Origin of the sequence: Flavobacterium sp. LHD-85 (assembly GCF_030929595.1) — a bacterium.
In the GTDB taxonomy this organism is placed as follows: Bacteria; Bacteroidota; Bacteroidia; order Flavobacteriales; family Flavobacteriaceae; genus Flavobacterium.
On the sequence record NZ_JAVFVR010000005.1, the window covers coordinates 15,586 to 37,112 of the forward strand.

The following is a 21,527-nucleotide window of genomic DNA, read 5'->3' on the forward strand; positions in this document are numbered from 1 at the left end:
AATGAAAGAGTAAGGCGAGATTTAACCGCAAAGTTCGCTAAGAGTTTTTTAAAGTTAATTATAACGCAAAGCACGCTAAGTTTTACGCAAAGTAACGCAAAGTTTTAATTGACTTAAATTTGAGTGAATCTTAAGATTAAAAGTTCACAAAGCTTTGTCAAGATAAAGCTTTGCGAACTTAATATTTAGATATTGCTTGCGCTTCAAACAAAAAAAATCTTAGCGAACTTTGTGTTAAAAACTGCTAGCTATTTAAACGCAAAGTTCGCTAAGTTTTACGCAAAGAAACGCAAAGTTTAATTTTTTTTAATTTGAGTAAATCTCCGATTGAAGATCGCAAAGCTTGATCTAGATAAAGCTTTGCGAACTTAATATTTAGATATTGCTTGCGCTTCAAATTAAAATGCCTTAGCGTACTTTGCGTTAAAAAATCTACGCCACAAAAAAAACGAGCCAAATAGAAATCTGGCTCGTTTAGAATAAAGTAAAAAAAAATTACACTAACTGTTTCAATGCAATTTCAAAAGCAGTTGCACTGATATTTGTTTTAGACGAACTCAAAGCGTGAGCTTTAACAATCGCATTTTTAATAGTTTCTGAAGTATCATTAAAAATAGCCTCATCTGTCATTTGTACTTTTTTCTCCATGAAATAAGCAAAAACTCTTGCCATTCCGCAGTTTGAAATAAAGTCTGGAATCAAACTTACTTTGCTGTCAACTTCTTCCATAATAGAACCGAAGAAAATTTCTTTGTCAGCAAAAGGAACATTTGCACCACAAGAAATTACTTCCAATCCGTTTGCAACTAAACTGTCAATTTGAGCTTGTGTCACCAATCTTGAAGCAGCGCAAGGCGTGAAAATCTCAGCACCAATAGTCCAGATTTTAGAATTGATTTCTTCAAACGGAATCATGTTGTCGGCAACTAATTTGTTTCCGTCTTTATTTAAGAATAAAGTTCTGATTTCTTCAAAAGAAAAACCATCTTCTTTAATCAATCCTCCGTCGCGGTCGATAATTCCGATAACTTTTGCTCCCATTTCAGCTAAATAAAAAGCTGCTGCAGAACCAACGTTTCCAAAACCTTGTACGATCGCTTTTTTACCTGTAATGTCTCCTCCGTAAGTTGCATAAAAATGACGAACTGCTTCGGCAACACCAAAACCAGTAATCATATCAGCAACAGTATATTTTCTAGTTACGTCTGGTGAGAATTTTGGGTTTTCGATAACCTTAATTACACCTTGGCGCAATTGTCCAATTCTATTAATTTTATCAGCTTCTGTTGGTTTGAAGTGTCCATTGAAAACTCCTTCTTGCGGATGCCAAACACCGCATTCTTCTGTCATTGGAATTACTTCGTGAATCTCATCAACATTCAAATCACCTCCAGTTCCATAATAGCTTTTTAATAACGGAGAAACGGCTTTGTACCAACGCTGCAAAACACCTTTTTTGCGAGGATCGTTTGGATCAAAGTTAATTCCAGATTTAGCTCCTCCAATTGCAGGACCAGAAACTGAGAATTTAACTTCCATAGTTTTAGCCAATGACAAAACTTCATTCATGTCTAAGCCTTTTCTCATTCTTGTTCCTCCACCCGCAGCTCCTCCACGAAGTGAATTAATAACAGTCCACCCTTCGGCTTCTGTTTCAGAATCTTTCCAATTGAAAACAATCTCAGGTGCTTTGTTTTCAAATTGTTGTAATAAATCTTTCATTTTGTTGTGATATGTTTATTTTGCGTAAATGTATAAAATAGAATAATGCGAATAATGTATTTCGCATCAAATTTATAAAACAAAAAAGAAAAGCCGAAAACTATTTGGTTTTCGGCTTTCGGAATATTTAAAAAATTAAGACTTATTGTCCTAATAAGTGTTTTTTCAAAGTTTCGTCAACTGGTTTGTCAGAAAGCCAGATTCCGAATAATGCTTTTTTGAAATCGAATCCAGGAATTTTTCCTTTTAGAACTTCATTTTTACTCACATAAACATTTTGGTCTAGCGGATTGTATGCTAAAATGAAAACATCTTTTTCTGTAATGGCATCGCTTAGATAACTTTTTAACTGCTCAATTTTTGGACGCAATTGCTCAAGATTTGCTCCCGCAGATTTTTCAAAACCTGTGTTCATTGCTTTTGTCAGTTTACTTGAAGAAACCATAGAAGAAGTAATTTCGATTCTAACAGCCATTTCAGTATCGCTATCAATAATGAATTGTGGATCTTGAGTTAATTGAGATAAATACAATGCCTGAACATATACTTCTAACCACATTTTTGATCTTCCGCCTGCTCCGTTTAATTGTAATGACTTGCCTTGAAATTCTATTTTTCTAGGAACTGTCACGCCATTAACATCAATTTGAGTTTGGGCTGAAACAGTAGAAAATTGTAAACTTAAAAGGACTGTCAGTAAAAGTAAAATCTTTTTCATATTCTATCAAATTTTTATTTTTAAGGCAAAAATAATAGTAATTTATTAATATTTGGGTCATATTGAAAATGTTTTTTTACTAAAATTTTGTTGTTTGTACTTTGTATTACATTAACAATCAAATTAGTAAGAGTAGGTTTACGTACTTTTACTGATTTTAAGAATTGTTTAATTTTTTGAATGTTTAAAAATCGGATTTTTTAGATTTAAATGACCTTTTAAGTTAAATTTTTCAATTAGAAATTTTATAGAAATTGTTATCAAATTAATGCTCTTTTGAAAAAAAAGTTAAATAATCACGAAAACGTTATCGTAATCTTTGCTGATCTATTAATTTTATATGCGCGCATTGTAATTTAAACATTTAAAAAGTATCTTTGGAAGCCTTTGCATTAAAAAATAAGGCATCGAAAAATCACAAAAAAACATAAAAAAATCATCAACTAAAGAAATCTGTTTGAAATCTGGTTGAGAAAAACATTTAAAGTAAACTACTATGGATTTTAATCTTACCGAAGAACATTTAATGATTCAGCAGGCAGCAAGAGATTTTGCTCAAAATGAATTATTGCCGGGAGTTATTGAGCGTGACGAAAAACAAATTTTTCCAACTGAGCAAATCAAAAAAATGGGTGAGCTTGGATTTTTGGGAATGATGGTTGATCCTAAATACGGAGGAAGCGGTCTTGACGCTATTTCTTATGTTATTGCAATGGAAGAAATTTCTAAGGTAGATGCTTCTGCTTCTGTTGTTATGTCAGTAAACAATTCATTAGTTTGCTGGGGATTACAAGAATATGGCACTGAAGAACAAAAACAAAAATATCTTCCAGGTTTAGCTTCTGGAGAAATTCACGGAGCTTTCTGTTTAAGTGAACCTGAGGCAGGAAGTGATGCAACTTCACAAAAGACTACCGCAATTGATATGGGCGATCATTATTTAGTTAATGGTACAAAAAATTGGATTACAAACGGAAACACAGCTTCTGTATATCTAGTAATTGCACAGACGCATCCAGAATTAAAGCACAAAGGAATCAATGCTTTGATTATGACGAAAGATATGCCTGGTTTTTCAGTTGGTCCAAAAGAGCAAAAAATGGGAATCCGTGGATCTGATACGCATTCTTTAATGTTTTCTGATGTGAAAGTTCCAAAAGAAAATAGAATCGGTGAAGATGGTTTCGGATTTAAATTTGCGATGAAAACTCTTGCTGGAGGTAGAATCGGTATTGCTTCTCAAGCTTTAGGAATTGCTTCTGGAGCTTATGAGTTGGCTCTAAAATATTCTAAAGAGCGTAAAGCTTTTGGAACAGAAATCTGCAATCATCAAGCAATTGCTTTTAAATTGGCTGATATGGCTGTAAACATTGAAGCAGCTCGTCATTTATGTATGAAAGCGGCTTGGGATAAAGACAATCATAAAAATTACGATGTGAGTGGTGCAATGGCAAAATTATTTGCTTCGCAAGTTGCAATGGACACTGCAGTTGAAGCTGTTCAGATTCACGGAGGAAATGGTTATGTAAAAGAATACCATGTAGAGCGTTTAATGCGTGATGCAAAAATTACTCAGATTTACGAAGGAACTTCTGAAATTCAGAAAATCGTAATTTCTAGAGCAGTTATTGCTGGATAAATAAAATTTTAGAATTTAATTTTTAAACCCTTTCGGCTTTTAGTTCGGAAGGGTTTTTTTATGATTATTCTTTTACTTTTCATAAGTTTATACCTTAAAGTAATTTTTTGTTTCTTACACAATATTAAATCAAACCAAACATTATGAAAAAGCTATACTTTCTGCTTCCTCTTATTTTTTTAGCGTGCAAATCGGGAACTTCAACGAAAAAAGAAAATGAAGTAAAAACAGATTCGAAGCCAATAGAAATCAGTTATAAAGTAAAGGAAACTGAAATTTCAGATTTTCTAAAGTATCTTTCTTCTGATGAATTGGAAGGTCGTGAAACAGGAACTAAAGGAATTGAAAAAGCGGCAGTTTTCTTGGAAGATTTTTTAAAGAAGAACAAAATCAAACCTTATTTTAAAACCTATAGAGATACTTTGACAAATTTTGCTTCGCCAGCTTTTAATATTGTTGGGGTTATTGAAGGAACAGATCCTGAACTTAAAAAAGAATTTGTGGTATTGAGTGCGCATTACGATCATATTGGCATTGAGAAAAAAGATCAGGCTGATAAAATTAATAACGGGGCAAATGATGATGCTTCGGGCGTGACTTCTGTAGCGGCAATGGCAAAATATTTTAGTGAAACAAAATCGAATAAGAGAAGCATTTTAATTGCTTTCTTCGCAGGAGAAGAAAAAGGATTATTGGGATCTAAGAGTTTAGTTCAGAAATTGAAAAAGCAAAATTTCAATCTTTATACCCAATTAAATATTGAAATGATTGGTGTTCCGATGAAAAGGGATTATCTAGCTTATATTACTGGTTTTGATAAATCGAATATGGCGCAAAAAATAAACGAATATACAGGAAAAAACACAATCGGATTTTTGCCAAAAGAAGCAGAATATCAATTATTCTATCGTTCAGATAATTATTCGTTTTATGAGGTTTTCAAAAAACCATGCCAGTCTATAAGTACTTTTGATTTTGAAAATTTTGATTTCTATCACCATGTTTCAGATGAATTTAAAGTAATGGATATTCCTCATATTACTGCATTCACACAAGAATTATTGCCTGCTGTGACCAAAATTGCTGTTTCGCCTACGCAAGAAATAACCATGAATAAATAAGACGCTGTTTTACAGCATTTGATTATTTTTGCGACATGAAAAATATTATCGTTACAGGAACAAGCAGAGGAATTGGTTATGAATTGGCCTTGAAATTTGCTGAAGCTGGCCATCAAGTTTTGGCCATTTCCAGAAAAATACCGCAAGCACTTTTAGAAAATAAAAACATAACTTGTCTGTCTGTTGATTTGGCAGATGAAACAGCTTTAGATCAGGTTGACAGTTTTCTTTCTTCAACATGGAAGAGAGTAGATGCAGTGGTTCATAATGCTGGTGCTTTGCTTCTAAAGCCTTTTGCAGAAACTACTCAGGCAGATTTTGAAAACATTTATAAAGTGAATGTTTTTGCTGTTGCTAATTTAACCCGTATCTGTATTCCGTATTTGGAAAAAGGAAGTCATGTTGTGACTATAAGTTCTATCGGCGGCGTTCGCGGAAGTTTGAAATTCGCTGGATTAGCGGCTTACAGTTCGAGTAAAGGAGCTGTAATTACCTTGACGGAATTATTGGCAGAAGAATATAAAGAAAAGGGAATCTCCTTTAATGTTTTGGCTTTAGGCTCTGTTCAGACCGAAATGTTAAACGAAGCTTTCTCTGGTTATCAAGCGCCAATTTCAGCAGAAGGAATGGCAACTTATATTTATGATTTTACGCTTAACGGAAATAAATATTTTAACGGAAAAGTTCTTGAAGTTTCTTCAACCAACCCTTAATTAATTATAAAATGTCAGGCTGAGCGAAGTCGAAGCCTTTTGTTCTTTTAACCAATCGAAAAACTCAAAACTCATAATTCATAACTAAATTGAGCGAAACTTTAGCTAAATATATTCCCGAACATGCGGTAAAACCCGTTTTTGATTTGATAGTGGCCAATCAGGTTCACTTGAAGATTGTAAACGAGCGTCAGACGCGTCACGGAGATTATAGACGCGGTCCAAGCGGAAAGCATGAAATTACGGTTAATGCTAGTTTGAATAAATACCGTTTTTTGATTACGTTGATTCATGAAATTGCACATTTGGTTGCTTTTGAAAAATTTGGACGAAATATAAAGCCGCATGGGAACGAATGGAAATATACTTTTCAGCGTTTAATGGTTCCGTTTATTCGACCAGAAATATTTCCGGGACAGATCCTGCCTTTGCTTGCGAGACATTTTAAAAATCCTTCTGCAAGTAGTGATACCGATACGACTTTGTCTTTGGCATTAAAACAATATGACAAGGAAAATGATAAAAATTATGTTTTCGAAATTCCTTATGGAAGTATTTTTAGAATTAAAAATGGCAAAGTTTTTAAAAAAATAGCTGTTAGGACAAAACGTTTTGAGTGTTTAGAAATTAGTTCTGGAAAAACGTATCTTTTTAATCCGAATGCTGAAGTTGAATTGATTACTTTAAAAAACTCCAATACCTAAATTCCAACAATTGGAAAAATCAATAAAAAAATCCCAAATTCCAATAAGCAACTTGGAATTTGGGATTTTTAATATTTTGGAATTTAAAAGATTATAATCCTTTCAAATAAGCTTCACGTACTTTCTTAAATAAGTTTGAAGAATAAACGAACTTAACGATTGCTTCATTATCGGTTCTAAAGATTTCTTCTTTAGTTCCCTGCCAAGCTTTTAATCCTTTCTTTAAGAAAACAATATTCTCTCCAATCTCCATTACAGAGTTCATATCGTGAGTATTGATTACAGTTGTAATGTTGTATTCTTTTGTGATTTCTTGAATCAAGTTATCAATCAAAGTCGAAGTATTTGGATCTAAACCAGAGTTAGGTTCGTCACAAAACAAATATTTCGGATTGTTTACAATTGCACGAGCAATAGCCACACGTTTCTGCATACCTCCAGAAATTTCAGAAGGCAGTTTTTTGTGGGCATCAACTAGATTTACTCTCTCTAAAACGAAATCAACGCGTTCTTTGATTTGCGCTTTGTTGTTATTGGTAAACATTTTTAGTGGGAAAGCTACATTTTCTTCAACAGTCATCGAGTCAAATAAAGCACTTCCCTGAAATACCATTCCGATTTCGGTTCTCAGGTCGCGTTTTTCATCTTTGTCTAAATCTGAATAAACCCTTCCGTCAAATTCAATTGTTCCTGAGTCTGGCGTGTGAATTCCTAATAGCGTTTTTAATAGAACTGTTTTTCCAGATCCACTTTGTCCAATAATCAAGTTGGTTTTACCAGTTTCAAAAACAGTCGAAACGCCTTTTAAAACTTTACTGTCTCCAAATGATTTTTCTATATTTTTTACTTCTATCATTATCCTAATAATAATTGAGTTAATATGTAATTTAGAAGGATTATAGTGACAGATGTCCATATAAATGCTGTTGTACTTGCTTTACCAACTTCTAGTGCACCACCTTTCATATAATATCCATGAAAAGATGGAATTGTTGCCAATAACATGGCGAAGATTAAAGTTTTGATAAATGCATACGTAATATGAAAGGGAATGAAATCTTTTTGAGCTCCCATAATAAAATCTGCACCGGTTGAGAATCCACCATATGCACAAGCAAGCCATCCTCCAAAAATTCCTAAAAACATACTAATTCCGATTACGAAAGGATACATTAATAAAGCGACTATTTTTGGAAAAACTAAATAGTTTACGGAGTTTACTCCCATAACTTCTAAAGCATCAATTTGTTCTGTAACACGCATTGTCCCGATACTTGAAGTAATGTAAGATCCCATTTTTCCAGCCATAATTACCGAAATAAAAGTAGGCGCAAACTCCAAGACTACAGATTGACGTGTAGCAAAACCAATTAAATATTTTGGGATTAAAGGATTAGTTAAGTTTAATGCTGTTTGAATGGCAACAACTCCTCCGATGAAAAAAGAGATAAAGCAAACAATTCCAAGAGAGTCAATAATAAGATCGTCGATTTCTTTTAGAATTAGATTTTTCATAACAGGCCATTTGGTCTGTTTATTGAAAATTTCTTTCAGCATTAAAAAATATTTCCCAACTTGGGATAAATAACGAATTAGCATCATAATTTTTAAATATTGGCTAAGGTAAAAAGAAGTTACGAGTTATGAGTTATGAGTTCAGTTTTTTCGAGTGTTTTACTAATCAAATTAACTTTTCTTTCATTTTTTTTAAACGATAATTTCTAATAAACTTAGCTTGTTCGGGAGTTACTAATAAAGGAGTTTTTGCGCTTTTAGCTTTCATAAATCCTTTGATGTAATCTAAAAATAGAAATGGTTTTTTCTTCATCATGGCCAATTTTGCCGAAGCAATTGCTGTGATCCAGAAGCCATATCCTAAAGTGTAAAAAGCTTCACCTTGTTTGTAGCGAGCTGTTTTGTTGTAATTTGCACCAGTCGGTTTTAGATGCTTTACATGTAAAGATTGATCGGTAACAATTTTCCAATCGTAATATTTACATAATAATTCATCTACAGTATCCCAACCCATAGCAGGACGTAGGCCTCCAATTTGCTGAAAAGTTTCTTTTCTGTACGCTTTTAAGGCTCCTCGAATATGATCTTTGTCAGTAAGATTTTCTAGAACCCATTCGCCATTTTTATCAATGTAGCAGAATCCGCCGGCCATGCCAACTTTAGGATCTAATTCGAAATGTTTAATGATCGTTTCAAAATAGTTTGGAGGAAAAATTAAATCTCCGTCTATTTTTACAATGATATCATAATTAGAATCTAAAGTTTCAAAACCTTTCTGAAAAGCTTGGATCACCTTACTTCCTGGAAGATGTATTGCATCTGAAGTTTTATTTACAACAGAGATGTAGGGATTCTCTTTTGCAAAATCCAATACAACTTCTTCTGTTTTATCAGTCGAATTATCGTTTACAACTACAATTTTTGCTGGCAAAACAGTTTGAGTAACTAGAGACTGCAATGTCAAGCCAATCAAATCTTGTTCGTTGTGTGCGGGGATGACGATGTAATATCTCATATCAAATTCCAATTTTTAAATTGCTTCGCCAGTTTGCTAGCGCTCGTGTCCAAATTCCAAATCTCTGAGAATAAATCCCAATCTTCTAAAATTCCAAATTCCAATCTTACCTATATGGTTAAAATTGGAATTTGGAATTTTAATATTGGAATTTATTTAATCTTTTCCGCAACAACAATATAATATCTTGGAGTAAAATATCTTAATAATGGTCTGATTCCAAGTTTTTTTACTGGATGTGTAAATTGAAGACGGTCAGTTATTTTCCAACCAGTTTTTTCCAAAAGCCAGTCCAATTGCCAATCTTCAAATTCGTGGTAATGTCTGTCCCACATATCTGTTTTAGAACGATATGCTGGTGAAAACCATAAACGTAACGGAATTGAAATTAACAATTTATCACATTTTACATTTTGTAAAATAGTATATGGATTTAGTAAATGTTCGAAAATTTCAAAAGCTGTAAAAACAGTATAATCTTCTGTTTGTAAAGCTGTTTGATCGTTGTCTAAATCTTCGCCTTTTGTGTTTTTTACAGTATAGCCGTTTTCTTCCATTATTTTTGAAAACGGATTTGGCACGCCAAAATCAAAAATAGTTTCAGATGTGCTAACATGTTTTTTTAAAAACTCTAAAGTAAGTTTGAATCTTTTATTCGGAAACGTTTTTTCGTACATAGTCATTGCGAACGAACTAATCTTTCGTTCATGAATTGTTAATTAGGTCGCAAATATACTAAAAAAGTCCGCACTATTAAGATGCGGACTTTTTTAAGTTTTCAGTCTCAGTCATAGTTTGCAGTCAGTTAAACTGAATACTGTGACTGTAAACTGCGACTAGTATCGATAAACAAAAGCATTAATGTTCATTCCTGCTCCGACTGAAGCAAAAATAAGAACATCGCCTTTATTGATTTCATGATTTTCAACTTTTCCCTGAAGAATTAAATCATATAATGTAGGGACAGTTGCAACACTACTGTTTCCTAAATCGTGAATGCTCATTGGCATAATATCTTTAGGAGCTGTTTTGTCGTATAGTTTGTAGAAACGTTCTATAATCGCCTCGTCCATTTTTTCGTTTGCTTGATGGATAAGGATTTTTTTCACTTCGTCAATTCCGATGCCGCTTTTGTCCAAACAGCTTTTCATTGCACAAGGAACATTGCTTAAAGCAAATTCGTAGATTTTACGTCCATACATTTTAATGTATTTCGTATCTGGATCTAAATCTTTATTGTATGATTTTCCGAAGAAAAGGTAACCAGCTTCATCAGTTGCATAAGTAGCACTTTCGTATGCTAATAATCCAGTTTCGTCTGTTGAAGCTTCTAATATTGAAGCACCTGCACCATCAGAATAAATCATAGAATCACGGTCGTGATCATCTACAACTCTCGATAGCGTTTCAGCTCCAATTACCATTACTCTTTTTGCCATTCCAGATTTGATGAAAGCATTGGCTTGTAAAACACCTTCGATCCATCCTGGGCATCCAAAAATAATATCATACGCTACACATTTAGGATTTTTGATGCCTAGTTTGTTTTTAACGCGTGTTGCTAAACTTGGTAAAATATCAGATTGAGTAGTTCCTGGTTTTACATCTCCAAAATTATGGGCGATGATAATATAGTCTAAAGTTTCTGCATCAATTGCAGCATTTGCAATTGCTTTTTCAGCAGCAAAGAAAGCTAAATCGGAGGCATTGTATTGTGGTTCGGCATAACGGCGATTTTCAATTCCCGTAATACCTTTAAATTTTTTAATTACAACTTCATTAGGATAACCAAAAGGAGTTCCGTCCTCATTTAAAAAAACATGTTTATCAAAATCTGTGTTTTTTACTTCTAGATTAGGAATATAGCTCCCAATGCCAATAATTTTTATTTTCATTTTTCCCTTTATTATCCGATAAATTTAGTGCTAATGTATAAATAATATTATGATAACAATCATAAAAAATAGTATGCGTGCATATAATTATGAAATAACTATTTTTCGCTTGATATATTGTTTTTCTTCTAATGATTTTTTAATATTTCCTATATTTCAAACGATTGAAGACGATTTTGGAGGTGAAGTTTTTTCGAAGTTTTTTCGATTTTATAAAAATAATTTCACAAAACATTGGCTAAAAGTTATGTTTCTTTAAATCAGATTGCTTCTTTGTTGTTTGGTTTAATAAAAGTTTCAAGTTTCAGGTTTCAAGTTACGCTAGAACCTGAAACCTGAAACTTGAAACCTGAAACTAAAAAATAAACCCGACAGAGTTTTAAAATCTGTCGGGTTTGAATATCTATAAGAAAACTAAATTTTAGCTTTCCATGTAAGCTTCAATAGGAGCACAGCTACAAACTAAATTTCTGTCACCATAAGCATCGTCTACACGACGAACAGATGGCCAGAATTTATTGTCAGCGATGTAATCTAATGGGTAAGCTGCTTTCTCTCTAGAATAAGGGAAATCCCAAGCATCCGTAGTTAACATTGCTAATGTGTGAGGTGCATTTTTTAATACATTGTTTGTGTCATCAGCAGTTGCTGCTTCAATCTCTTTTCTGATTGAGATAAGAGCATCACAGAAACGATCTAACTCAGCTAAATCTTCAGATTCAGTTGGTTCAATCATTAAAGTTCCAGCAACTGGGAAAGAAACCGTAGGAGCGTGGAAACCGTAATCCATCAAACGTTTTGCGATATCACCAACTTCGATTCCGTTTTCTTTAAATGAACGGCAATCTAAAATCATTTCGTGAGCCGCTCTTCCGCATTCTCCTGTATAAAGAATAGGGTAGTGTCCTTCGAAACGTGCTTTCATGTAGTTAGCATTTAAGATTGCGTGTTCTGTAGCACTTTTTAATCCTTCAGCACCCATCATTGTGATGTAGCCGTAAGAGATTAAACATACTAATGCAGATCCGTAAGGTGCAGATGAAATAGCAGTAATTGCTTGCTCACCACCAACTTTTAAGATTGGGTTTGTTGGCAAGAACGGAACTAATTTTTCGTTCACACAAATTGGTCCAACTCCAGGTCCACCACCACCGTGAGGAATAGCGAATGTTTTGTGTAAGTTTAAGTGACAAACGTCAGCGCCAATAGTAGCAGGATTTGTTAATCCAACTTGTGCATTCATGTTTGCACCATCCATATATACTAATCCGCCGTTTTCGTGGATTAATTTTGTGATTTCAATAATTGAAGACTCATAAACTCCGTGAGTAGAAGGATATGTAACCATTAAGCAAGATAAGTCATCTTTGTGTTCAATAGCTTTTGCTCTTAAATCTTCTACGTCAATGTTTCCTTCTGGAGTTGTTTTAGTAACAATGATTTTCATTCCAGCCATCGCAGCAGAAGCAGGGTTTGTTCCGTGAGCCGATGAAGGAATCAAACATACATTACGGTGACCTTCGTTTCTTGACATGTGGTAAGCACGAATTGCCATTAATCCAGCATATTCTCCTTGAGCACCTGAGTTTGGCTGTAAAGTTGTTCCAGCAAATCCAGTGATTACATTTAATTGTTGCTCTAATTTTTTAAGCATTGTAATGTAACCTTCAGCTTGCTCAACTGGTGCAAACGGGTGAATGCTATTCCAGTTTGGCATTGAAAGAGGTAACATTTCAGAAGCTGCGTTTAATTTCATTGTACAAGAACCTAATGAAATCATTGAGTGATTCAATGATAAATCTTTACGCTCTAATTTTTTGATGTAACGCATCAATTGGCTTTCTGAATGATGATTGTTGAATACATCATGCGTTAAGAAAGAAGAAGTTCTTTCTAACGAAGCTGGTAATTGGCTAGCTTCAGTTAATTCAGAAACTGTGAAAGTTTCTTTTCCTAAAGCTTCAGCAAAAATGCTAATGATTTGGTTGATGTCTGCAATTGAAGTTGTTTCGTTGAACGAAATCGAAACGGAGTCAGCATCTGGATAGAAGAAGTTTACTTCATTTTTCTCCGCAACAGCTTTTACTTTTTGAGCATCAGCTTTTACTAAAATAGTATCAAAGTAAGCAGTGTTGGTTTGGAAAACTCCTAATTTATTTAAAGCTTCAGCGGTAGTAACTGCAGATGCGTGAACTTTGTTTGCAATATATTTTAATCCTTCTGGTCCGTGGTAAACGGCATACATTCCAGCCATAACTGCCAATAAAACCTGAGCAGTACAAATGTTAGAAGTCGCTTTTTCACGTTTAATATGTTGCTCACGAGTTCCTAAAGCCATACGTAAAGCGCGGTTTCCATTTGTATCAACAGAAACTCCAATAATACGACCTGGCATAGAACGTTTGTACTCATCTTTAGTTGCAAAGTAAGCTGCGTGAGGACCACCGTAACCCATTGGCACACCAAAACGTTGTGTTGTTCCAACAACTACTGCAGCGCCCATTTCTCCCGGAGAAGTTAAAGTAGCTAATGATAAAATATCAGCAGCAAAAGCAACTTTGATTTCGTTTTCTTTTGCTTTAGCAACAAAAGCACTGTAATCATTTACTTGACCATATTTTCCTGGGTACTGTAAAATAGCACCGAAAAATTCATTTGAAAAATCAAATGTTTCGTGGTTTCCAACAACTAATTCAATTCCAATCGGAGTCGAACGTGTTTGAAGTACAGATAAAGTTTGTGGTAAAATTTCTTCAGAAACGAAGAATTTGTGTGTATTGTTTTTCTTTTGATCTCTTGTACGAACGTCAAATAATAACGCCATAGCTTCAGCAGCAGCAGTTCCTTCATCAAGTAAAGATGCATTTGCAATTTCCATTCCTGTCAATTCAATAACAGTAGTTTGGAAATTTAAAATAGCTTCCAAACGACCTTGAGCAATTTCTGCTTGGTAAGGCGTGTAAGCGGTGTACCATCCTGGGTTTTCGAAGATATTTCTCTGAATTGGAGCTGGAACAATAGTTGGATGATAACCCAAACCAATGTACGATTTGAATACTTTATTTTTCTTTCCTAATTCCTGAATATGATTTGCAAATTCATATTCTGTCATTGCAGGATCTAAATTCAAAGGTGCTTTTAAACGAATATCATCCGGAAGGGTTTCGTAAACAAGTTGCTCAATTGAGTCAACTCCAATTGTTTTCAGCATGTGCTGAAGATCGGTTTCTCTTGGACCAATGTGTCTTAAAGCAAAAGCATCTGTTTTCATGTAGCTATCTAAGTTTTTTAAATTAATGTGTTCGTGCACTTTTGCTACACGAATCACATTTAAAAGTAAATGTGTTGTTTTTTTGTGGCGCAAAATTAAGTATTATTAATAATTTATTAGGTATTTTTAACTTCATTTTTTGTCAAATTTCCAACTAATGGTATCATTTGTTAATAAATGATTAGATTTGAGGTATGATAGTATCAAAACGCTTCTTAGATTTTTACTTGAATAGCAGTATTCATGTGGCTTTGTCGTGTTATGCACTTGTGCGAATAACGTTTCATGTATTTCATATTCAATATGATGAGCCAATGGCTCTTTTTGTTTTTTTTGGAACAATTGTAGGATATAATTTCGTAAAATATGATGCGTTGGTTCGCGTAAAAAAAAATCCGATAGGAACTCAGCTAAAAATTATTGCTGTTTTGAGTTTCATTTCTGTCGTTTTAGTCGGGTATTATTTTTTCCATTTAAAGAGAATTACGCAAGTAGTCTCGGTCGGAATTTTTGCCATAACGGCGCTTTATACTTTGCCATTTTTTCCAAACAGAAAAAATGCCAGAAACTGGGCAGGTGTAAAAATTTACATTGTTGCACTCTGTTGGGTTGGAGCAACTTTAGTTTTGCCATTAATAAATGCTGAAATTCCGTTTACGATAGATTTCTTCATCAAATGCATTCAGCGGTTCATTTTGGTTTTTGTATTGATTTTGGTTTTTGAGATTTTAGATTTGGCCAATGACGATCCTCATCTTCAAACCGTTCCTCAGACAATCGGAGTGAAGAAGACCAAGCTTTTAGGATTTTTATTATTGATACCCTTTTGGTTTTTAGAAGTTTTTATTTCAACTTTCAATATTCATGACGCCATTATAAATTTGATTATGGTCGTCATGCTGATGTTGTTTATTTTTTTCGCCAATCCAAACCGTTCCAAATATTACACTTCTTTTTGGGTAGAAAGCGTTCCAATTTTTTGGTGGCTGATGGTCGTTTTTCTATAAAGAAATTTTGGGCGTGCCCCCAATAATACAAACGGGCAAAATTACTTTGCGCTTATTCGCCCGCTTGTATTATCGGGGTCGGGCTATCCGCGCTACTTCGGTAGCCAGCTCCTATCCCTCACGCAAACCGTAAAACATGGAGATTCATTTGTAAAATATAATTAAGAACATTACAGATGGTTGAAACCGAGAGCTATGTTTGAATTATCTTTTTTATCTGCTCAATTTGTTGAATCTGCGAGAGGAAAAATTATTTCGTTTTCTGCTCCGCCAAAGCTTTATTCAAATCAGCTTTTGCTTCATTTAGTTTTTTTCTTTTTTTATCGATTTTTTCTTTGCTTTCCTTGTCTTTAATGGCTTCGTTTAAATCGGCAGTTCTTTCGTTAACTTTTTGCTGTTTTTCTTTTACCTTTTTGTCAAGATCTTTGTTGACTGTTTTAGTCGTGCAATTTTTTTTGGTTTGCGCAATAGCTTCTTCAACACCTTTTATCTGATTTTGATTTCCAGCTTTTTTTGCAGCAGCCAATTTTGTGTTCAATTCACATAATTTTCTTTCGCATCCTTTTAGAGTTGCACAATTAGTTTGGGAAAACCCAATAAAAGAAAGGGTAAAAAAAGCTACTGTTAATATCGTTTTTAATTTCATAAGTATGTTTTGATTAATTTGTTTAAATCATTTAGAAGTGGATTACTAATAAAAGTAAGAAAATTATCTTAACTAAGTTTTTCCGATACTTCTTTCAAAACTTTATTTCTTTCCAAAAGAAAATTAGTAAGATGTTTTTCTAAAAATAAAATATCGAAAAGTTCTCCAAATATCCCGAACGGAGTTTCGTATTGTAATACATCTTTCATGATTGTTACGCCATTTTGTTCCTCAAAAATATGTTCATGTCTGAACGATTTGAATTTTCCTTCTTCCATTTCATCTACAAAATAATCGTAAAAAGCCATTACAGGAATTCGGGTTTTGTGTGTGAGATAAACCCCGAAATGTTTACCACGCCAAGTCACCGTTTCGTTTAAATTAATCAAACCAGATGTTACACCGGCAATTGCTTTTTCTTTTGTAAGACTTGCAGATTGTTGGTGAATATCGATATTTCTAGAAGCATCAAAAACGATTTGTTTTGGTGCTTTTATTTTGGTTGTGAGGTTTATTGTTGTCATTTTGTTGGTTTAACAAAACCCGACAGGTTTTTAAAACCTGTCGGGTTTCAGTGTAAATTATGAGATTTAACTTTGCCAAAGTTGTTTAGAGTAATAAATCTTCAAAAGCCTCATCAATCTCCCCAAACTTAAATTGAAACCCATTTTCCAAAAGTCGTTTCGGAATTACATTTCTACTTTTTAAAACTAATTCTGTTTCTGTGCGAATAACAAAAGATCCAATTTCTAGAAAGAATTTATTTAACGGAATTCCAAAAGGAAAGCCAACAGCATTTCGAAGTTTCTGCATAAAATCCGCATTTCGAATTGGTTTAGGAGAAACGATATTTATAATTCCTGAAATTTCTTTTTCAATAATAGAATCAATCGCATTGGCAAAATCTACTTCATGAATCCAGCTTACAAACTGATTTCCTTTTCCTTGTTTTCCTCCAAAACCAATTTTTGCCAAAGTTTTTAAAGGAATTAAGGCACCACCATTTTTTCCTAAAACTATTGAAGTTCGAAGAGCCGTTTTTATTGTCTTTGGAGTTTCGGTTTTAAAGAATGCTTTTTCCCAAGATAAAGCGACATTTATAGAAAAGTCATTTCCAATTTCGCCATCAGTTTCATCCATTTGTTTGTCTAAAGAGAACCGATAAATAGTTGCCGTTGACGAATTCAGCCAATGTTTCGGCGGATTTTGGCAATTTAAAACCGCTTTATTTAAAATCTTTGTGCTTTCAATCCTAGACCAAAGAATTTCTTTTTTGTTCTTTTTTGTATAACGGCAATCAACAGATTTTCCTGCGAGATTAATTAAAACCGTAGCATTTTCCAATTCCTTTTCCCAGCCCGAAAAAGTTTTAGCATCCCAGTTTACATATTTAATTCCGTCTACGGTTTGAGATTTTCCGCGTGTTAAAATTACAATTTCATCAAATTTATTTTTGAAATGATTTACTAAAACTTGTCCTAGAAAACCTGTTCCAGCGGAGATTATGAGTTTTTTCATTAGCGTAATTTTATAGCCACGAATTCACGAATTATTATTTAATTAGTGAATTCGTGGCGAATCTTTTTAATTAAGAATTAAAATCAAAGCAAGAATTCTATAAAGAACCCAAGTGAAAGATAGATAAAATGGAAGTTTTAAAATTTTAATTCTTCTAAAATGTTCCAAAAACATAATCAAAACCGTTACTCCAAACCAGCCTAAAATTATCATCTGCGGAAGCTGAACAATCTGACTCAAAATTAAAATCGGCGTTAAAATTAAACTTCCCATCAAAGAAACCGTCATTAAATTTCCAGCATAATTGAGTATGGTTTGTCTATCAAATTTGAAAAGAAATGAACTCTGAAAAACAATTTGTCCAAAAGCTAAAATAAGTTCTCTTGTAATTGTGCTTTTTGGAAAATTCAAGATCAAATTAGAATATCCAAATAAAACGAAAGTTGTTATAGTCAAAGCAAATCCGAGGAATAAAAAACGGTATTTATAATTGAAATCGGGAATGCATTGCAATTTGTTTTCCTCTTTCGCATTTCCTGGAATAATTACTTTTCGATTATAAGAAACAAAAGAATATAGCTTTTTTAGAATGTAATGAATCGGTTTTATGGTTGCAACTTTTTCAATTAAGGGAAAAGAAAAACCAATAACTTTTATTAAACTATCGATTCCGTATTTTACCGTTTTATTTTTATTATCTACTAAAGCAATTTCGTTTAGAGCGCGTTTCAAGTCCACAAAATTTTGTTCTTCGGCAGATAATTGACAATAAGATTTTCTTCCGTTTTCATCAAGCATGCCACTTTTTACAAATCCAGTAGTATATAAATTGCAAAGTGGGCAATCTTCATCATAAAGTAAAGTTTGGTTTTCTAACGTTTTCATGATTTTTGGTTTTAAAGATGAATAGTTTTAAGCATATAATTTTTCTTCTGTAGAGATCAATTCAATTTTTCTTTTATTCTTCACCGTAATTTTTGATCCTTCAGCCAGAAAAACAGAAGTTGGGTTTTGAGTTTGAAGGAATCCAAAATCACTTCCATAATTTTTTTCGAAATCAATATCAATTTTATGATTTACAACTTCAAATTGTTCCCATCTTGGATGTGTTACTTCATATTCAAAAGTGGTTTCTTTATCGATTTTTGTATATCCGAAGTAATGTTCTGTAATGAATTCAGCTTCAGAATCGATTTCGATTTTACTTAAAACTTTTTTGGTTTCAATTTCGATTGTATTCCATTCTTTGTCATTTTTCCATTGATAAATAAAAGTATTTGTATTTTCATTTTCAATAATTTTATGTCTCATTTTCTGAGTTTCATAATGTTCTTGATACAAAGTATTGGCAATAAAAGTGATGGCTTTTTTAGGAACAATTTCTTTTATGAAAACTACTCCTCGTTTCCATTCGCCATTTTCAAAACGTTTTACATAAAATCTCAGATTTACTTCCTCAAAATTGATATGAAATGGAACTTTTAATCCCAAAACTTTAGTGTTTTTAAACATAAATCCCACTAAGCTCACATAACATTTGTTGTTCCAGATATCGATCTCGGTTCCTGTGGGAAGATATTTTTCTAATATTCTAGCATCAATTTCATAATTGAAAAGAGCTAAGTTTTGCCATTCTGCTTTTAAGAAGTTCATAATTTCTTTTTTTGATTGTAAATAATAAACGTAAGGAAGAATATCAATGAAATTGGCAACAAGAAAAGCCAGCTAAATTCTCCATTCCAAATCAGGAAGAAAAGAATGACCAAACCAAAATAAATATAGATTAGTTTGTTTTTTGGAAATGTTAAAACAAACAAAATAGCAGCTAAAACTTGTAGTGCTCCCGTAAATGCTATTCCATAAGCTCCTGCCAGTAAAAACGTTAATGCGCAAATATTGATAATTTCCACTATTTTAAAAGTTATTTTCATAATTACTGTTGTTTTTAAACTTTCAGAAAAAAATGAAAGTTTGAATTAAATTTTTTTTATTTCATCATTTTGATAACCAATTTCCCTAGCCAGTTTTCGTTGAATTCAGTCATTTTGTCCAGCATATTATCAGCTTTTAAAACGAAATCATACAATTTAGTTGTCTGATCCACAAAATGTTTTTCTTCTGCAGAATCTTTTGCTTCAATTGTCGAAACTTCTTTTAAGATTTTAAGTGCTGGTTTTATTTCTCTTTTGCTTCTTTCTCTGGAGATTTTTGCAGCCAATTCGTCTAAATCTTTTTCAGCTGTGAAAAATTCTTTTCTTTCTCCAGCTTTAAATTCTTTATAAACAATTCCCCAATCCATTAATGCTCGTAGGTTCATGCTGGCGTTTCCGCGAGAAATTTGCAATTCTTCCATAATGTCTTCCATAGAAACAGGCTGGTTCGAAACCATTAATAAAGCGTGGATCTGTGCCATCGTTTTATTAATTCCCCACTGAGAACCTAATGCTCCCCAGGTTTGTACAAACTTATTTTTTGCTTCTTTGAATTCCATGGATCAAATGTAAGTAAAAGTTTTTAAACTTTCAAAAATAATTGAAACATATTTAACAAATTATAAAGTTGTGTTAATTCGACGCTTGAAATTTTCGATTAAATAATGAGAAGGATATTTTTGTAAAAATCACTTTTTATGGAATTATACTACACATTTTCGGTGCTGATTGTATTGGCATCTTTCTTCGCCTATTTAAATTTAAGATTTTTAAAACTTCCGGGAACCATCGGAATTATGATTATTGCCATGTTGGTTTCAGTAGGAATTCGTCTTTTAGGAGATTCTTACTTTCCTGCGACGACAAAGCATTTTTTTGAATTGATAAAAGAATTTGATTTTAACGAAATCCTAATGGGAGCGATGTTGAACTTTCTTTTATTTGCAGGAGCTCTTCACGTAAATATGGCTGATCTGAAAGAACAAAAAGTTCCTATAATGATTTATTCTACGGTTAGCGTTGTGCTGTCAGCTTTAATCATTTCGATGCTTTTATATTATATCGCACCACTTTTAGGAATAACAATACCTTATATATTTTGTTTAGTTTTTGGAACCTTAATTTCTCCAACCGATCCGATTGTGGTTTTAGGAGTTTTAAAAGAAGCAAAAGTCCCAAAAAGAATTGAAACCAAAATTGTTGGTGAATCTCTTTTTAATGATGGAGTAGCGGTCGTAATGTTTGCTGTTGTTTTAAAAATGGCAACCGATCCAACATTTGATGCGACTTTTAATTCAATCACTTGGCTGTTTATTAAAGAAGGAATCGGCGGACTTTTATTAGGAGCTGTTTTCGGATTTACAGCTTCAAGAGTAATGAAAAAAATCGATGATTATAAGGTTTCGGTTTTAATTACGCTTTCTATCGTGACAGGAGGATTTTTAGTTGCTCAAGCGTTGCATGTTTCTAGTCCGCTTGCAATGGTGGTTTCTGGATTGATTATTGGAAATTATGGTAAAAAAGTTGCGATGAGCGAAGTAACTAAAGATTATCTAGGAAAGTTTTGGGAGCTTATCGATGAGATTTTAAATGCCGTTTTATTCCTTTTTATAGGTTTTGAACTGTTGTTGCTTCCAAATTTAGACAAACAGTTGTTGACAGGCGTTATTGCCATTTTTATTGTGTTGTTTTCAAGATTAACTGCTATAGTTTTACCGTGGAAATTCTTCGATATTTTTAAGTTTTTCGGAATCAAATCTGCTTACAACAAAGGTTCTCTAATGGTTTTAGTTTGGGGAGGAATTCGTGGTGGAGTTTCTATTGCGCTAGTACTTTCTATGCCGGAAGGAGAATACAAAAATCTGCTTCTTGAAGTTACTTATATTGTTGTGCTGTTTTCAATTGTAGTGCAGGGGTTGACGGTTGGGAAATTAGCGAAAAGAGTTTTGGAGAAAGAGTAGAGAAAATAGAATATAGAACCAAGAGTAAAGATTTTATTTTTAAGTTATTTGAAAAAAGATCTGCAAGAATATTTGCAGATCTTTTTTTTATGATTTTTTGTTTTGATATTTTAGTAAGACGTGTTTTGTTTGAGAGATTTTTCTTATTTTT

General features: G+C 33.1%; 21 protein-coding genes. 6 read left to right on the forward strand and 15 right to left on the reverse strand.

Features of this window, described 5'->3' with window-relative positions; all coding sequences use genetic code 11:
• Window positions 1-495: 495 nt before the first annotated feature.
• Together RB618_RS09900 and RB618_RS09905 are read right to left on the reverse strand one after the other, a co-directional pair.
• Entirely contained in the window at window positions 496-1,722 is a 1,227-nt protein-coding gene (locus RB618_RS09900) for a Glu/Leu/Phe/Val dehydrogenase dimerization domain-containing protein (protein ID WP_308068598.1), read from the reverse strand.
• A gap of 142 nt (window positions 1,723-1,864) precedes the next feature.
• Window positions 1,865-2,440, reverse strand: coding sequence for a chalcone isomerase family protein (locus RB618_RS09905; protein ID WP_308068599.1), 576 nt, complete (start codon window positions 2,438-2,440; stop codon window positions 1,865-1,867).
• Between the two features lie 496 nt (window positions 2,441-2,936).
• Here RB618_RS09905 and RB618_RS09910 point away from each other — a divergent pair, with 496 nt between their 5' ends.
• From RB618_RS09910 to RB618_RS09925, 4 genes are all read left to right on the forward strand, one after another.
• The gene (locus tag RB618_RS09910; RefSeq protein WP_111379678.1) at window positions 2,937-4,079 is read left to right on the forward strand and encodes an acyl-CoA dehydrogenase; all 1,143 of its coding nucleotides are present in this window, start codon (window positions 2,937-2,939) and stop codon (window positions 4,077-4,079) included.
• 143 nt (window positions 4,080-4,222) lie between these two features.
• Window positions 4,223-5,200: a M28 family peptidase gene (locus RB618_RS09915; protein ID WP_308068600.1), complete on the forward strand. Its 978-nt coding sequence runs from the start codon at window positions 4,223-4,225 to the stop codon at window positions 5,198-5,200.
• A gap of 35 nt (window positions 5,201-5,235) precedes the next feature.
• Window positions 5,236-5,913, forward strand: coding sequence for an SDR family NAD(P)-dependent oxidoreductase (locus RB618_RS09920; RefSeq protein WP_308068601.1), 678 nt, complete (start codon window positions 5,236-5,238; stop codon window positions 5,911-5,913).
• 89 nt (window positions 5,914-6,002) lie between these two features.
• A complete protein-coding gene (locus tag RB618_RS09925) occupies window positions 6,003-6,617 on the forward strand; it encodes a SprT-like domain-containing protein (RefSeq protein ID WP_308068602.1) in 615 nt (204 codons plus the stop codon).
• Window positions 6,618-6,708: 91 nt separating this feature from the next.
• On the opposite strand, the gene RB618_RS09930 is transcribed toward RB618_RS09925, so the two are convergent.
• The 6 genes from RB618_RS09930 to gcvP all read right to left on the reverse strand — a co-directional run bounded on the left by RB618_RS09930 (window position 6,709) and on the right by gcvP (window position 14,313).
• Complete coding sequence (locus RB618_RS09930; protein WP_308068603.1) at window positions 6,709-7,473, reverse strand: ATP-binding cassette domain-containing protein; 765 nt, start codon at window positions 7,471-7,473, stop codon at window positions 6,709-6,711.
• Complete coding sequence (locus RB618_RS09935; RefSeq protein ID WP_248728307.1) at window positions 7,473-8,219, reverse strand: ABC transporter permease; 747 nt, start codon at window positions 8,217-8,219, stop codon at window positions 7,473-7,475. The genes RB618_RS09930 and RB618_RS09935 overlap by 1 nt, the downstream gene beginning before the upstream one ends.
• A gap of 79 nt (window positions 8,220-8,298) precedes the next feature.
• Entirely contained in the window at window positions 8,299-9,147 is an 849-nt protein-coding gene (locus RB618_RS09940; protein ID WP_308068605.1) for a glycosyltransferase family 2 protein, read from the reverse strand.
• A 152-nt stretch (window positions 9,148-9,299) separates the two neighbouring features.
• Complete coding sequence (locus RB618_RS09945; RefSeq protein WP_308068877.1) at window positions 9,300-9,824, reverse strand: methyltransferase; 525 nt, start codon at window positions 9,822-9,824, stop codon at window positions 9,300-9,302.
• A gap of 159 nt (window positions 9,825-9,983) precedes the next feature.
• Window positions 9,984-11,042, reverse strand: coding sequence for a ketoacyl-ACP synthase III (locus RB618_RS09950; RefSeq protein WP_308068606.1), 1,059 nt, complete (start codon window positions 11,040-11,042; stop codon window positions 9,984-9,986).
• A gap of 421 nt (window positions 11,043-11,463) precedes the next feature.
• Window positions 11,464-14,313, reverse strand: a complete 2,850-nt coding sequence (gene gcvP, locus RB618_RS09955; protein ID WP_308068878.1) for an aminomethyl-transferring glycine dehydrogenase — start codon at window positions 14,311-14,313, stop codon at window positions 11,464-11,466.
• A gap of 194 nt (window positions 14,314-14,507) precedes the next feature.
• Here gcvP and RB618_RS09960 point away from each other — a divergent pair, with 194 nt between their 5' ends.
• Window positions 14,508-15,320: a hypothetical protein gene (locus RB618_RS09960; protein ID WP_308068607.1), complete on the forward strand. Its 813-nt coding sequence runs from the start codon at window positions 14,508-14,510 to the stop codon at window positions 15,318-15,320.
• A gap of 250 nt (window positions 15,321-15,570) precedes the next feature.
• On the opposite strand, the gene RB618_RS09965 is transcribed toward RB618_RS09960, so the two are convergent.
• From RB618_RS09965 to RB618_RS09995, 7 genes are all read right to left on the reverse strand, one after another.
• Window positions 15,571-15,966 (reverse strand): DUF1090 family protein, encoded by a 396-nt coding sequence (locus RB618_RS09965; RefSeq protein ID WP_308068608.1) that lies wholly within the window; start codon window positions 15,964-15,966, stop codon window positions 15,571-15,573.
• A 68-nt stretch (window positions 15,967-16,034) separates the two neighbouring features.
• Window positions 16,035-16,490, reverse strand: coding sequence for an SRPBCC family protein (locus tag RB618_RS09970; RefSeq protein ID WP_308068609.1), 456 nt, complete (start codon window positions 16,488-16,490; stop codon window positions 16,035-16,037).
• Between the two features lie 85 nt (window positions 16,491-16,575).
• Entirely contained in the window at window positions 16,576-17,484 is a 909-nt protein-coding gene (locus RB618_RS09975) for a TIGR01777 family oxidoreductase (protein WP_308068610.1), read from the reverse strand.
• Window positions 17,485-17,550: 66 nt separating this feature from the next.
• The gene (locus RB618_RS09980) at window positions 17,551-18,369 is read right to left on the reverse strand and encodes a hypothetical protein (protein WP_308068611.1); all 819 of its coding nucleotides are present in this window, start codon (window positions 18,367-18,369) and stop codon (window positions 17,551-17,553) included.
• A 27-nt stretch (window positions 18,370-18,396) separates the two neighbouring features.
• Window positions 18,397-19,137 (reverse strand): DUF2071 domain-containing protein, encoded by a 741-nt coding sequence (locus tag RB618_RS09985; protein WP_308068612.1) that lies wholly within the window; start codon window positions 19,135-19,137, stop codon window positions 18,397-18,399.
• Window positions 19,134-19,415 carry a hypothetical protein gene (locus tag RB618_RS09990; RefSeq protein ID WP_308068613.1) on the reverse strand — a complete coding sequence of 94 codons (282 nt, stop codon included), beginning with the start codon at window positions 19,413-19,415 and terminating at the stop codon, window positions 19,134-19,136. The genes RB618_RS09985 and RB618_RS09990 overlap by 4 nt, the downstream gene beginning before the upstream one ends.
• Before the next feature lie 56 nt (window positions 19,416-19,471).
• Window positions 19,472-19,975 carry a MarR family transcriptional regulator gene (locus RB618_RS09995; protein WP_308068614.1) on the reverse strand — a complete coding sequence of 168 codons (504 nt, stop codon included), beginning with the start codon at window positions 19,973-19,975 and terminating at the stop codon, window positions 19,472-19,474.
• A gap of 138 nt (window positions 19,976-20,113) precedes the next feature.
• Here RB618_RS09995 and RB618_RS10000 point away from each other — a divergent pair, with 138 nt between their 5' ends.
• Window positions 20,114-21,376: a sodium:proton antiporter gene (locus RB618_RS10000; RefSeq protein ID WP_308068615.1), complete on the forward strand. Its 1,263-nt coding sequence runs from the start codon at window positions 20,114-20,116 to the stop codon at window positions 21,374-21,376.
• Window positions 21,377-21,527 lie beyond the last annotated feature (151 nt).